Origin of the sequence: Rouxiella badensis, assembly GCF_026967515.2 — a bacterium.
In the GTDB taxonomy this organism is placed as follows: domain Bacteria; phylum Pseudomonadota; class Gammaproteobacteria; order Enterobacterales; family Enterobacteriaceae; genus Rouxiella; species Rouxiella badensis.
In genome coordinates this window covers 713681-726748 of sequence record NZ_CP114062.1, presented here as the reverse complement: position 1 = coordinate 726748, position 13068 = coordinate 713681, and the positions used below count along the sequence as shown (strand labels likewise).

General features: G+C 47.9%; 12 protein-coding genes. 4 read left to right on the top strand and 8 right to left on the bottom strand.

What is annotated here, in order from left to right; all coding sequences use genetic code 11:
* Positions 1 to 125 precede the first annotated feature (125 nt).
* On the bottom strand, positions 126 to 698 hold the full coding sequence (locus tag O1V65_RS03535; protein ID WP_017490097.1) for a TetR/AcrR family transcriptional regulator: 573 nt from the start codon (positions 696 to 698) through the stop codon (positions 126 to 128).
* Positions 699 to 784: 86 nt separating this feature from the next.
* Positions 785 to 1648 carry an arginase family protein gene (locus O1V65_RS03530; protein WP_017490096.1) on the bottom strand — a complete coding sequence of 288 codons (864 nt, stop codon included), beginning with the start codon at positions 1646 to 1648 and terminating at the stop codon, positions 785 to 787.
* 775 nt (positions 1649 to 2423) lie between these two features.
* On the opposite strand from O1V65_RS03530, the gene O1V65_RS03525 reads away from it, so the two are divergent.
* From O1V65_RS03525 to O1V65_RS03515, 3 genes are all read left to right on the top strand, one after another.
* The gene (locus O1V65_RS03525) at positions 2424 to 3557 is read left to right on the top strand and encodes a tail fiber domain-containing protein (protein ID WP_017490095.1); all 1134 of its coding nucleotides are present in this window, start codon (positions 2424 to 2426) and stop codon (positions 3555 to 3557) included.
* Positions 3558 to 3677: 120 nt separating this feature from the next.
* A complete protein-coding gene (locus tag O1V65_RS03520) occupies positions 3678 to 5687 on the top strand; it encodes an S-type pyocin domain-containing protein (protein ID WP_240905268.1) in 2010 nt (669 codons plus the stop codon).
* Positions 5684 to 5959 (top strand): hypothetical protein, encoded by a 276-nt coding sequence (locus O1V65_RS03515; RefSeq protein ID WP_017494481.1) that lies wholly within the window; start codon positions 5684 to 5686, stop codon positions 5957 to 5959. The genes O1V65_RS03520 and O1V65_RS03515 overlap by 4 nt, the downstream gene beginning before the upstream one ends.
* A gap of 490 nt (positions 5960 to 6449) precedes the next feature.
* Here O1V65_RS03515 and O1V65_RS03510 read toward each other — a convergent pair whose 3' ends face one another.
* Positions 6450 to 7298, bottom strand: a complete 849-nt coding sequence (locus O1V65_RS03510; RefSeq protein WP_269130171.1) for an SMP-30/gluconolactonase/LRE family protein — start codon at positions 7296 to 7298, stop codon at positions 6450 to 6452.
* A complete protein-coding gene (locus O1V65_RS03505) occupies positions 7295 to 8203 on the bottom strand; it encodes an SDR family NAD(P)-dependent oxidoreductase (protein WP_269130170.1) in 909 nt (302 codons plus the stop codon). Before O1V65_RS03505 ends, O1V65_RS03510 begins: the two co-directional genes overlap by 4 nt.
* Positions 8204 to 8304: 101 nt before the next feature.
* Here O1V65_RS03505 and O1V65_RS03500 point away from each other — a divergent pair, with 101 nt between their 5' ends.
* On the top strand, positions 8305 to 9225 hold the full coding sequence (locus O1V65_RS03500; protein ID WP_269130169.1) for a LysR substrate-binding domain-containing protein: 921 nt from the start codon (positions 8305 to 8307) through the stop codon (positions 9223 to 9225).
* A 179-nt stretch (positions 9226 to 9404) separates the two neighbouring features.
* On the opposite strand, the gene O1V65_RS03495 is transcribed toward O1V65_RS03500, so the two are convergent.
* The 4 genes from O1V65_RS03495 to O1V65_RS03480 form a co-directional block, all read right to left on the bottom strand.
* The gene (locus O1V65_RS03495; RefSeq protein WP_269130168.1) at positions 9405 to 10280 is read right to left on the bottom strand and encodes a bacteriophage abortive infection AbiH family protein; all 876 of its coding nucleotides are present in this window, start codon (positions 10278 to 10280) and stop codon (positions 9405 to 9407) included.
* 314 nt (positions 10281 to 10594) lie between these two features.
* Positions 10595 to 10900, bottom strand: coding sequence for a cupin domain-containing protein (locus tag O1V65_RS03490; RefSeq protein ID WP_026110730.1), 306 nt, complete (start codon positions 10898 to 10900; stop codon positions 10595 to 10597).
* A gap of 486 nt (positions 10901 to 11386) precedes the next feature.
* Positions 11387 to 12148 (bottom strand): MBL fold metallo-hydrolase, encoded by a 762-nt coding sequence (locus tag O1V65_RS03485; protein ID WP_017493344.1) that lies wholly within the window; start codon positions 12146 to 12148, stop codon positions 11387 to 11389.
* Between the two features lie 67 nt (positions 12149 to 12215).
* Entirely contained in the window at positions 12216 to 12893 is a 678-nt protein-coding gene (locus O1V65_RS03480) for an alpha/beta fold hydrolase (RefSeq protein ID WP_017493343.1), read from the bottom strand.
* Between the last annotated feature and the right edge of the window lie 175 nt (positions 12894 to 13068).

The window sequence follows — 13068 nt, the reverse complement described above, 5'->3', positions numbered from 1 at the left end:
GAGTGACCATCTCATTAAATATCCTACGTTAAGCCTGTTTTTTAAGCAGCCATGACCGGAAGCTTTGAGCGAAAAGCGGACATTTGTGATTCAAGCGCTATCATTTTGACTGAACGGGTGTAGCATTATTTCAATAATTTTGACATTAGCTCAAAAAACGTAGGCAAATCGCGACTGAAAGAGAAGGATGCGTTAATAGCCTTGCGCGCAATTAAACCGTCAATAAAGGCAAAAAGGATTATCGTGACTTCCTCAAGATGAATATCCCTGCGAAACTCTCCCGCCGCAATACCGTCCGCGATAATTCCCGCAATGCTTTGCCGCATGATGGTATCACTGGAGATATACGTTTTCTGCAATTCAGGGTTCCGCGCAGACTCCGCCATGATTTCAACCCACAGCTGATGGGTCACCGGATAACCTACATCGCTTATGCACGAAGTAACCTGCTCGCAAAGGCGCTCGTAATAAGTGCCGTCAGACGGAGCACTATGAGCGGTCAAAGCAGAATTTTGCTCTTCAAGAACGATTGCCTTGATAAGGTCATCCTTGCTTTTGAAGTACGTGTACATCGCTCCCTGGCTAATCCCTGCCCGGGTAGAAATTTCACGTACGCTTGTTGCACTAAAGCCTTTTTCTGCAAAGCAGGCTGCGGCAGCGGTAATCAGCTTATGGTAGGTTTCGGTTTTCTTTAACATGTTGACTACTATTTTTAATCCAGGGCACCGGCGTAAAAGCGTTTTTTTCTGGAGCCAGCGTTGAACTCTGACCCCAGAATCAGATATTACTTCATAAGCGGTAACGCACTGAGCATATTCTTCAGATTCAGCATATCCCAGGGTAAATGTTCAGCAAGTGTAAGGCCGACAGGTTTCGCTTTTGAGGTTGCCTGAGCTATCAGATTTAGAACATCGTCAATGGATAGTTTACCTTCTGCGACATCACCAAAGTCATGTTCTCCTCTTCCGGGCATGGCGAAAAGAACCGAACGGAACAGTGACGGATCGAGAACGTCCAGATCTATGTGTATTGCCAGATGTTCAATATTTTCTCTCTTGATCCATTCAGTGACGTCTTTCGCGTCGTTTTTAACCTTTTCAGGACCTATCGTCTCAATGCCATGACTGGCAAGGTATTCAGCTTCATAAGGCAGTGGATCGTGGATACCTGCAATCATTATTTTTGAAGGGTTAAGTCTGGTTGATACATGAGCAACTAAATCCTTATCACCGGTTCCAATTAGCGCTCCAAGAACGTGGGCATGGGCGTTCGGATATTGTCTTGCAGTCTGTACGTCAGGATGAGAGTCAATCCAGAGCACACCCAGTTTATCACCGTATTTATTAAGGAGATGGGCAAAAGGAGCCAGTGACACCAGGCAATCGCCACCAAAAACGACAATTGAATCGGGATCACGTTTCTTAATCAGAGCGGCTGCATCGCTCAGCTGCCTGACTATTTGAGGCTTAGCTGTAATGCCATCCACTTTATCCAGTGGCTCCGCTGTGGGCTCATCGACAGGGACTGACTCAACGGGGCCATCCGATTCGGGGGAAAGATACGAGAGAAGAAGCGACCCAAGATGATAGGGGGGATTATTACCACCCTGCCATTGTGGAAATAAAAGTCTCAGCGTTTTACTAGTCATAATTTACCTTTGCTTGTTTTAACAACGGACTGATTTGAGTGAATCACAACCCACAAATTGAATGAACGTTCATTCATTTTTGCGCACTCATTGTTTTTCTGCAAGCGGCACGGCACATTAAGTTAACCAAAAGGGAAAAAATCATTTTTGCAGACTGGTTTCAACCAAAGTCCGCTTATGGCACGAAGCAGCCCAAGGCAACAACAGGGGCTGTAATGAGCAAAAAGAGGAAATTATAAATAAATGCTGACGCAGAATTTTTTTCGCCTGAAGGGTCCACTTGGAACCGCCGAATTTACGGCGTAGAACCTCTATTTCATATTGAACGGAGAGCCATCTATTTCAGGGTAATACGATAAGCATCCAGAACATTGAGATTCACAGTCATATCCAACCGGGCCCCTACTGCATTAATTTACCCAGCTCATCCAACAACAGATAAAAGACGATTTCCACGCCGACGAATCGTGACTTTTCTATCGACAAAACCTCCGTTCACTAAAGCCCTTTCATATCGAGACGCAATTTCTGATTGTGCGAAATCATTTGACTGACCACTGCAAAAATATGCGTTTTTTTCGACAAAACACTGATTCACATATTGGGAAATTAAATCCTATTTACAGTATTGACGAATTGCTTACGCTAACTTAACATAAAAATTACTGTATTTATATACAGTATTTTGCCTGAGATCATCAGACCAAGTGGCGTGCTCTGCTTGCTCGGTAATCACGGACTAATGGATTTTTTCATTTTAACTCAAGGAATTATCATGGCAGATAAGCAAAATTCACAGGTACAGAACGGCGTCAATGACGACATAACCGAACTTAAATCCCTGACGCAACTTAGAAAACGTGTCATCAGCGATGCCGAACTGGTATCGATGTCGCAAAATGCATTCAGACTCGCTTATGGCAATCGCGGCGTGCTACTGCGTAACGATGGCAATGATTTCTCGATGCTGACAACAGAAAATGGTCAGGCTCGTGATGGTAATCCAAATACGCTTCGCCCCTTGTCCTTCAATCTGAACACCGGTCGCGTTTCAATACGAAACGGATTAGATGTAGCCGGAGGGTTAATCACGTCTAACGACGCGGGGATCTCGGCAAGCACAACGGGCCCCACGCCATTGATTGCCGGGCAGACATACGTATCACCCGCGGTGACTTCCGATTTTACCAGCGGTACTGTGAAAACGACGATGTTGATGGGGTCGCGCGTGGTGGCTGGCAAAGAGGATTACGGTTTCGTTTCCTACCGTGACTGGCAGGGAGAATGGAACGAAATCCGCGTCAGGAAAAATCGTGAGCTGGAGGCGGGGCAGTACGCCAAGGTGAACACCGACGGTTGGTTCATCGCGCGCGGTGACTACCTTACCAATAACAACAAAGACCGCACCACCAACGGTTATCGTGTGCAGGGTATTGGCGATTTATTTGCCGACATATATCACTACGAGCGCATTGGAAGTCATCACTTCCTGGCTTTTCACGTTGCCAATGGCGGGGCACAGGGCTGGTTTGAGTTTCGCAATAACGGCGATGCCTTCACCAATGGTGCCTGGCATACCAGCTCCGATATCCGGATGAAAACCAACATCCAGAAAATCGAGAATCCCCTTGAGAAACTGGATTCCCTCCATGGTTATACGTATCTGAAGCAGGGCGTGCAGGAAGCGGGCGTGATCGCGCAAGAAGTAGAACAGGTCCTCCCGGAATCCGTGATACAGACCAGCCTGCGTTTAAATGATGGAACTGCGTTGGAAGATGCTCGGGGGATTAACATCAACGGTGTGGTTGCCCTGCTTGTTGAGGCCCTCCGTGAAGAGAAAAAATCCCGTGAAGCTCTGGAAGTTCGCCTGGCCTTGCTGGAAACCACCACTGCGAGTGGAAAGGAATAACCATGAAAACAAGAAAAATAATGGGAGAAAACAATGAGCGGATTTGATTATGGTGGCGGTCCCGGCGATGGGACAAATTGGAGCAAGGAGAGAGGTGGCCTACCAGCGCCTGGTGGCGGCATGAAAGGAAACTCTGGCGATGACGAAGGCGGTGCTACCACGGGAAATAGTACGGTAGATCAGCAGGTATCTGACATTTTGAACGATAAAGCTTTCCTTCAAAAATGGAATAACTTGCTCAGCGGCGCACTCAACTTAAATCCTGCAGCCAGAGTGCAGATTACAGGTCTCACCGAAACCGGCACATTGCGTATTAGTCTGACCGGTTTAAATTCAGACCAGGCGAAAGCATTGGGTTTAGGCGGGTTGATAACGAGCGTATCCGTTGTTTCATTCGGCGATATGGAAACCGGCCATGCTCGTCCCCAGGCAAGCACCAGTGCTGGCGGTAACAATAACATCGGTAACGACGCCATAGAGAAATCTTCGTTGGGAGTGTTTGTCTCTGTCCAGCAAGGCACTATTCCTGCAGGCTATTGGCTGGACAATGACAAGGTGATGACGCAGTTAAAAAAGAAGGTGATTAGCGGGGGAAACGGTAAAAATGGCACGACGCAAACCCGTGTTGTCACCTATGACAGTGAAGTGCCAAGATTGACAGAGGCTTACAGGGAGGGCGTAAAACAGCGGGCAGAAGCCGCGACGCAAGCAGAAGCCAGAGCCAACGCGGAGGCCGAAGCCAGGGAGAAAGCGGCGGCTGAGGCGAGGGAAAAAGCTGAGCGGGATAAGAGAGAGGCCGCAGAAGCTCAGGCTCGCGCTGAAGCCGAAGCCCGAGTGAAAGCTGAAGCTCGGGCACGTGCAGAAGCCCTTGCACAGGCAATGAAAAACGCGGGCATAGAACCCACATCTGACTGGACGCAAGAAAAAGCGGGCGCGGCTACTGCAGCATTATCCTCCGCGGGAACCCTTGCTTTGAACCGTGCTTCAGGAATGATGCAGTTTGGTATCGCAGGTCAGGGCGTCTTGACCACAACCAGTGAACTGGCTGGTTATATTGCCGGGGCGGTGTGGCGCGGTGCTGTGTCTTTAGGCCGAATTGCGGGAGTTACGCCCGCGGGCGCTGTAATAACGGCAATAGTGGGCGGACTTTGGCCTACTGAAGCTGGAAGTGGCAGCGATAAAGTGCCTGGTCGTGATGTCCCGGCTATTTTTGGGGTACAAGCGGGTCTGATGACGGCCGGTATGGTCAACCTTGCACCGGGAATGAAGACGGTAAACTTGCCGGTACGTGGGTCACTGGTTTATGAGGAGGGGGGCCTTGCAGTAAAGTTGTTTAAGACCGGTGGCAGTGTGCCTGCTGAGGTCCAAATACTGAGTGGCGTCCGTGATGCGGTTACCGGATTAGACCGTATAACGGTACCTGCAGTTGCGGGGATACCCTCCAGAACGGTTCTGATTAACCCAGTACCTTTTGGGCCCGCTGCTCCGCCAAATACAGGCAATACCGCGCCAGCACCTGTCACACCCGTACACACGGGGAACACGTTCAGGCAGGCGGACAGTATCGTCACGACAACCCTGCCGATATATGAAGGTGGAGGATTACAGGACTTTATCTATTGGCAGCCGGATGCTACGGGGACCGGCGTCGAGCCCGTCTATGTCATGGTAAGTAATCCTTATGGGGAGACAAATGCTAAGGGACAATATAGTGGCCGCGCATATGATACGGAAAAAGCTGGAGGGCCCATTTTAAATCTGGACTGGACAACGGCAAAAATTGACCGAGCTGGCTTAGATAAGGTTAAGTTGCATACTAGACGTTTCGGCCCTTCAGATGGTAATAATGTGATGATAGACCGCCTGGAGAAAATCTTAGCGGGAGAGATACCAGTAACCGACACGGACAAGCGCTTTTATACCCATGAGATAAGAGAACTAGAGCGTTACCGGACTCTGGGGCTCTCGGATGGTGCTGTGCCAAATAATCCTTCAATTGCTTCGGCAATCTGGAATAGTACCCATACTGCAACTTTGGAAGATTATAAATTGAAAGATGACATAACGCAGCTATATACCCCTGATGCACTAAAAGCGGCTGATGAGCAAGAATGGAGGGAGTATAAATGATTGATTTTAAATCTTTAGTGCAAAAAGAGTCCGTTGAGGATGCTGTCGCATTTTTCGTTCGCTCACCCAATGGAATTGGTTATCCTAACTTGGACCGCTTTTATACACGTTACCGATTTGATGTCATTTCAGAGGGAGAGCTTTTATCTACGGTAATAAAGATGACTGATAAAGGAATAATCAAGGGTGGTGAGAGTCCCTTACACTACATTAAGGGCCCAAATTGGAAAGAACCTAAATTCGTAACTGAGAAAAAATACGGTATCGCATAATCACTAGCGCTTTCTGATAAGTGCGTTTAAATGAACGTCCAGCAAACAAGGGTTAGTTGGACGTTTTCTTTGGCAGTTAAAAAGGGAAACCGAACCTAATTCCTACAAGGGTTTCGATCTATTCAACAAAGCATATAAGCGTATCAATACTCGACTATTTGGGGTTAACTACGTATCTATTTGAAGGATTTTAGATATTAAATGGAGTTAACATGCTTATATCCAGCCACTTTCGGTCGTTGTCGCTTTTACCTCTTTTATTCCTTTTTTCCTGTACGACACAGATCAAAAAAGTACAAAATGAAACTTCTCCGCAGGTCGTATCAGGGGCAATAAGCGTCAATTGTCCCTTAGGTTGCCCTGTGGGCGGCAGTATTCAGACTGTTATCCGCGAAGCTTATACATTGAACAACTGACCTGCTCCCCATTGATTAACACAGACAAATATAAGCAACGTCTGCTTATGGCACAAAGCGGTCTGCAAAAACGCTCAAACTTCCAGTGCACGCTTATAGTCGATCCTCATCAAAGCCCCTGAATACGGCATCTTCTCTAAAAGCGTTTCCGATAACCCAAGTCGCGCGGTGGTGACATACAGATAACGATCATCATCTGCAAAGGCACAGCTCGTCGGTCGCTGCACGGGGAGATTAAGCCAACGCTCGATTTCTCCTTCCGGGGATATCCGCGCAATGGCAGCGCCATCAAAGAGTACACTCAGGAGAAACCCGTCCTGATCAACGATCAGTCCGTCAGGCTTACCTTTTTTGGGATTAATGCTGACCACTTCCCTTCGATGACTGACTTCGCCTGAGCAAGGATCGTTATCATAACCGTAAATTACGCCACGCCGGGAATCAGTGACGTAGAGTGTTTTGCAGTCGGGACTCCAGCTGATTCCATTGATAAGCGTGAAACCAGAATCGACGGTATGCCACTCACCGTCTGGATCGAGACGATACAAATAACCTGAACCGTCTTTCAATTCTTCATCTATCAGCCCAACCCACAGGCGGCCTGAGGAGTCCAGGCTCGCATCGTTGAGTCGGAAACCCTCCTTTACGTGTGGCGCAGTGGCGATCCTTCTTCTCTTACCGGTTCTGTCAATTAGCTCAACATGACAGCCTATGCCAATGATTAACTCACCCGTATTTTTCTCCACGACAAAGCCCAGCGGCCCGGGCATGGCATGTTCCACATTCCGGCCCGTTTCGGGATCAAAATAATTGAGAGAAGCTCCAAGGGTATCAACCCATAAGAGCCTGGCTCTTGACCAGCTCCAGATGGGTGACTCTCCCAGTACAGCCTTACCTGGAAATACCATCGAAATGCCATTCATTGTCGCGATTCCACATCAGGAATAGCGATCGATTGCCAGTTCTCCGCAACCTCCTGAGCAGTTGATGCCTTAACAGCACGAAGATTTCGCGGATAGTCCACATTTGCGGCCTCCCTCATTTTGGTTGCATGGAACTGCCCGTTCGCGGCACGAAGTATCCATCCCCCATCAGTGCATTCTGCTGAGGCAAGATAGGCCACTCCCGGTGCCACTTGCGAAGGATGGAGTTCGGCAGGTTCCCCCTCTATCCCCCACATACGTGTCTGGGCAACGGGAGAAATTGCATTGACGATAATTCCATCTTTTTTGCCTTCACTGGCAAGGACATTCGTGAGCCCTATCACGGCCATCTTCGCTGCCGCGTAGGAGGCAAGACCGTTATGAACATACTGCAAATAGAGCGCCCGGCAAGAGGTCGTCATAATGATGCGGCCATAGCCAGCAGCTTTCATTGCAGGCCAGGCCGCCTGTGCCAACCAGAGAGGAGCCTTGGCAGCAATGGCCATCATATGGTCAAAAGAACTTTCCTCTATCGACTCGATTTTCTCGTAAGCCACCCAACCCGCATTATGGATTAAGGCATCCAGCCGCCCCGCGACTTGAAGGGCGTCTCTGCACAAATTGTGACAGCTCTCGCGTGAGGCCAGCTCCCCCGGGATCGCGTGTACATTCAGCCCTTCCAATCGAAGTGTCTCTGCCGCCAGTTCCGCAATATGAGGATCGACGCCCTCCCCGTCAGAATTGGCACCGATATCCTGAATCAAAACCATTGCGCCAAGCTGACCCATACACCGGGCATACGCGAATCCCAATCCGCGACCCGCACCGGTGATAAGCACTACCCGACCTTTAAAATCCACCATGTCACCCTCGCCGTTTTCACTAATTGATTGAGAAAACAACATAGAGTGATACCTTTGATATATAAAATACTATTTATATGGCTTCTTAATACTTTAATTGTATCGTGAGAAGATTGACTCAATAACAAGAGGGATGGCGGGATATGACGACAGAGAGTCGGGCACGGATCACTTTACGAAGAATGGAGCAATTCATTGCTGTCGCGGAGGAGTTACATTTTCACCGGGCCGCTGAACGCCTTAATATGTCGCAGCCTCCGCTAACCAGTGCCATACAGAAACTGGAGGAAGATCTCGGAGTCACTCTTATCGAGCGTGGTAATCGCGTACTTGGCCTGACGCCTGCGGGAGAAAAGTTTGTCAGTGAGGCACGCAAAACCCTCCGACAGGCTGAAAAAACCATTGTTTCTACGGTCGATGTGGCCGAAGGACGAACTGGTCTTTTACGCCTGGGTTATGTAGGAAGCGCACTTTATGGCCGGTTGCCCGATATTATTCGTGAATTCAGGGCAAGTCATCCTAAGGTACGACTTGAATTGCGAGAAGCAACAACCGCTGCACAGATTGCTGCTCTGCGCGACGGGACGTTAGACATCGGTGTACTGATCCCCCCTCTTGAAAAAGCTGATGACATCGAACAGGTCAATTTCGACAGTGATCGTCTGTGTATCGCTATCCCAAAAGATCATCCTTTCAGTAAGCGGTCAGACCTTACGCTTGCCGATCTTGCAGGTGAATCCTTTATTTTGTGGCCAATGCCTGAGGGGCGGAGCTTTCATCTGCAGGTTATCCGCCTTTGTGCTAAAGCTGGCTTTGTGCCGATGATTACTCAGGAAGCACATGGAATGCATGCAGTCTTGTCATTGGTGTCTGTGGGAGGAGGTGTATCTGTCGTTCCTCAAAGTATGAGTGGCTTTCGAGGTGACCGGATTAGTTATCATCCCTTATCAGGTGCTGAAATTGAATTCGATCTCGTCATCGGCTATCACCACTTATCTCCATCAGCATATGCCTTCGTTCTTTCTGCCGCAGATAAGGAGCAAGGTTTATCACATTCACTATGAAAATTTTCCAGCCGTCGGAGTGTTAATCTTTTGACGGTGGTAGTAGTGAAGGACTGTCTGTTTCTGACACTCACCAGCCCACTAAGTTGGAAAATGTCGGCTATGAGCGAGGAGCTGACATTCAAGCCTTTGAATCAAAGTTTTCCTCGATATGTATCCCGAAATTCATATCATGGCTCTTATAGAGAACTTATTAGCAAATTTTTAATGTTCTCTCTACAGACCCCTAAGTTAACAAGTAAATCTGTTTTTTCTTGATCCTGATTGGTGTCACGTAGCGCGCATCGCCAGATTGTACTTTGGGGAGCGTGTTTCAATATTTCTTTGAAATACTTAGAGTCAACATCAGAAAGAGAATGTCCGATTACTATTATCTCAGTTACTGAGTTTAATGAATCAAAAAAAACACTCTCTTCATTTATTATTTTTGAGCAGTTTTTAAAGTTCGAATTAAACATTTCATCTAATATATCATAACCTCCGCTCTCCCGTGTATCTTGGTCAACCCCTGGGGCAGGGTTAACAGTATTGTTACGCTCCCAACCATGACCTAAAATGATTTCACTACCATCATCAATTGATCCATGTATATGTTTGATGTTAGATTCTTTTATTGAGTAAAGTCGTTCTAAAGTGCTTGTATAATTGAAGGTAAGAAAGATCGCTTCATTATCAAAACTTTTAAATTTTTTGTATTGTCCATCTTTAGGAGCTTCAATCTTGTTAACCCAGTTACAAAACTGTTCCAGTAAGTCAGTTGTCAGGTTCTTTGTTATTCTTTCTATTTCAGATTCATAATTATGATGATCGCTGGCTTTAAAATCCTCTGCTCCGTAAGACGTTAAATACACCTCACACCTTTCAATTATGTTGTAGAAATCTATATCACCTAGAGATGACTCTAGTTCATTCCATTCGTCTCCGGCAGGAGCAAATTCATCTACAGCATTGTATACATCACGGTCTTCTCTCATTACATATTTTTTGAAATCATTATAACCTGTTTTCATATCATGAAATAAATCGAAACCATTACCTATTATGTATAATTTCAAACCTTTCTCCTTTAAGATTTTTGGTTGTTGCTCCCAGCATGCTTAACTTAGTGTTTATATGAGTCGCTAGCATTGGTAATACCTTACTTTATATCAATAGAGCCCACAATGTAAAACGGTTGATGTTATCAACATAAGTATTATTCCTATCTCATCCCTATCAACTTGTAATGAAAAAAATAGCGGTGTATTAATCAACGGGGAGCAGGTCAGTAGCCACGTCTACTGTTGGCACACAGCGGACAGTCAGGCTATCCGCTGGAAGAAACATTGCCAATGATTCAGACTATACGTTTCTGAGGGTAAGAGACAATTTATGTTTCTGGTAGATCAATGATAACCAGTGTGCCAAAGCTGCCGATTTCCACAGTATGAGGAACGCCCGCTTTGGCTACATAAAGCTCGCCAGACCTTACAGAGATTTTTTTACCTTTAACACTCAGTTCCAGACGTCCATCAATGACCAGTAACCCCTCGTCATACTCATGTACCTCTTCAGTTACTGAGCGTGCATCCATTCGTAAAATTTTGAGATTTGCTTCCCCAATTCGGCCTAATACTTGAGAGTGCCAGGCCTCAGTTAATGCATTTGCTTCGGTCCTAAGGTCATAAAGCGACATAAGGTCATTCCCTTTGATATTCATTTAGTGCATTTATGCCATATAAATTCCATTTTGCCACATAACAAATAAGGAAAAGCAAGTCGAAAAAAGGCTATATCTTTTCTCAGTACGCTACTAATTCTGAAGTGCCAGAATATTCATTATGACCTAGCCAGAACGATAATTATCGCAGGGTCGATGGAGTAAACGCGTCCGCTTCTGGCACTTAGCAAACGACCGCGCCGAGTGCCGTCAGCTAAAAAAGGCGTATGCGCTTTAACAGGGCTCATTAAGGCTTGCTCAATGCTACTCGTGCATATTCTAACGCGATGACCCCATTTCATCGAAGACATGCTAGTTCTTAAATGACGGAAATACTGCGTGTTTGGACGCTTCAACTAAAGTATGGCAATAATTTTCATCGCCGCCCTTTACGATGAAATTCTGGTTTGTTATAGAACTTAAAAGCGCGTTCATTCTGTCCAGGATTGACACCGAATCTGACTAATCATGTTGGTGTCCGCATTTGACTGAAGCGCATGGGTTGCCTCCCAGTTTTGCTAAAGCCTTGGCATGACGCAGCACCTGACGCGCGTCCAGAGGTCCGCCGTGCCCCATGTGGAAACGCTGTCCGCCCTTTTCCACCATGCGAATTAGTTCACGCGACACAGTGGCGGGATCATCTTCGAACGGCGGCCGGATTGCGCGCCCCTTCAGGATCACGCCACCGATCAGAATGCCTGAGGCGATCAGGTCTCCCACCATCATATCCTGCGAGGAGAGCTCTACCGCGATTGAGCCCGGTGTATGGCCCCCGGTGTGTCGCGCGGTACCCTCTACGCCAAAATCGAGAAGATTGAACGCATTGCCGTTGTTCATCATGATGTCAGGGAGAAAACCTTCATACTGTTCATGCGGAACTGGCGTCTTAAGAAACAGTTTACCGACCCAGCTCGTCGTGCAATAGGTCATCGGCTCTTTGCGGCTATAAAAATCTGCGTCGTCCTGATGCGCAAGAATGGGCGCACCCGATAATTCGCGCAACCGTACGGCGCTGCCAGCGTGGTCGGTATGGGCGTGCGTGACGACAATCAGTTTGATGTCGCGAAACGTCAGGCCATATTGGGCGAGCACCTTGCCGATCTTGAGCTCTGATCCGGGAATGCCCGTGTCGATGAGTATGCAGCCTGCTTCGCTGCGGATAAGATGGGCGTTGACCATACCGAAGGGTAAAATCGGAAGGGTAATGATCTGGGTCTGAAACATGGATTATCCCTGGATAGACAAGCGCCGAAGATATGCTGCCGTGGTGCGCGTTACGGCAGCCTCGATGTCAGTCAGCGGCCAGAACGATAAAGTCAGCAACGACGAGCGGATGCGACAACATCGGAACATGGCTGGAAGCGACACGTTTGATCGTGGCATTCATACGCGTGGCCATGCGTTCCTGCTCTACGGGCAAGATTGCCATATCGTTGTCACCAATTAGATAGAAAGTAGGACGACTACGCCATGCGGCCTGTGTCAAGGTGCCGCCGAGTGCAGCGCCATTGATAGGGCCTTGCGTTGCGTGCAGTATTGTCTGCTCGATGGGATCGAGATCCTGTGCAAACAGGGTGGCGATACCTTTGGGTGTTAGCGACAGAAAGCCCTCTGCGTCTGGCCTGATTTCGTCGTTAAGCGGAGCTGCTTCAAACTGGGCGAAGAGCGATCCTGCCGACTCTTCCGCGTCCGGTGCAAATGCGTTGATGTAAACAAGCCGTGTTACCTTGGGATCGTTGCCCGCTTGTCCGATCACCGCACCAGCATAGCTGTGTCCTACCAGAACGACATCTCCCTGCGCCATCGCGATTGCACGGCTAACCGCCGCGACATCGGCGTCGAAACTGGTCAGCGGAAGTTGGACGGCAGCGACAGTCATACCTTTGTCGCTCAGCAGCGGGATGATTTTGGCCCAGCTGGAGCCATCTGCCCAGGCGCCGTGAACGAGGATGATGTTAGTTGTGCTCATGATACTTCTCCTAAGGTGTCGGCCGGTATTCGAAGAAGACCTTCTAGTCGACCCGCTCATCATCGCGGCAACTGAATCTTGCGGCAATCGCCTTGCTAAGCTGAAAGCTGCCAAGTGTCTGTGATAAACTGCCAAAGTCCGTTTTAGTGGCTTAGTGGCCGGAATTTCGGATCAT

Bases quoted from the DNA above. Each gene is read 5' to 3' on its own strand.
- O1V65_RS03505 (WP_269130170.1), bottom strand. From the start codon at position 8,203: ATGTTGTTTTCTCAATCAATTAGTGAAAACGGCGAGGGTGACATGGTG.
- O1V65_RS03515 (WP_017494481.1), top strand. From the start codon at position 5,684: ATGATTGATTTTAAATCTTTAGTGCAAAAAGAGTCCGTTGAGGATGCT.
- O1V65_RS03530 (WP_017490096.1), bottom strand. From the start codon at position 1,648: ATGACTAGTAAAACGCTGAGACTTTTATTTCCACAATGGCAGGGTGGT.
- O1V65_RS03480 (WP_017493343.1), bottom strand. From the start codon at position 12,893: ATGAGCACAACTAACATCATCCTCGTTCACGGCGCCTGGGCAGATGGC.
- O1V65_RS03520 (WP_240905268.1), top strand. From the start codon at position 3,678: ATGAAAGGAAACTCTGGCGATGACGAAGGCGGTGCTACCACGGGAAAT.
- O1V65_RS03535 (WP_017490097.1), bottom strand. From the start codon at position 698: ATGTTAAAGAAAACCGAAACCTACCATAAGCTGATTACCGCTGCCGCA.
- O1V65_RS03525 (WP_017490095.1), top strand. From the start codon at position 2,424: ATGGCAGATAAGCAAAATTCACAGGTACAGAACGGCGTCAATGACGAC.
- O1V65_RS03500 (WP_269130169.1), top strand. From the start codon at position 8,305: ATGACGACAGAGAGTCGGGCACGGATCACTTTACGAAGAATGGAGCAA.
- O1V65_RS03490 (WP_026110730.1), bottom strand. From the start codon at position 10,900: ATGTCGCTTTATGACCTTAGGACCGAAGCAAATGCATTAACTGAGGCC.
- O1V65_RS03510 (WP_269130171.1), bottom strand. From the start codon at position 7,298: ATGAATGGCATTTCGATGGTATTTCCAGGTAAGGCTGTACTGGGAGAG.
- O1V65_RS03485 (WP_017493344.1), bottom strand. From the start codon at position 12,148: ATGTTTCAGACCCAGATCATTACCCTTCCGATTTTACCCTTCGGTATG.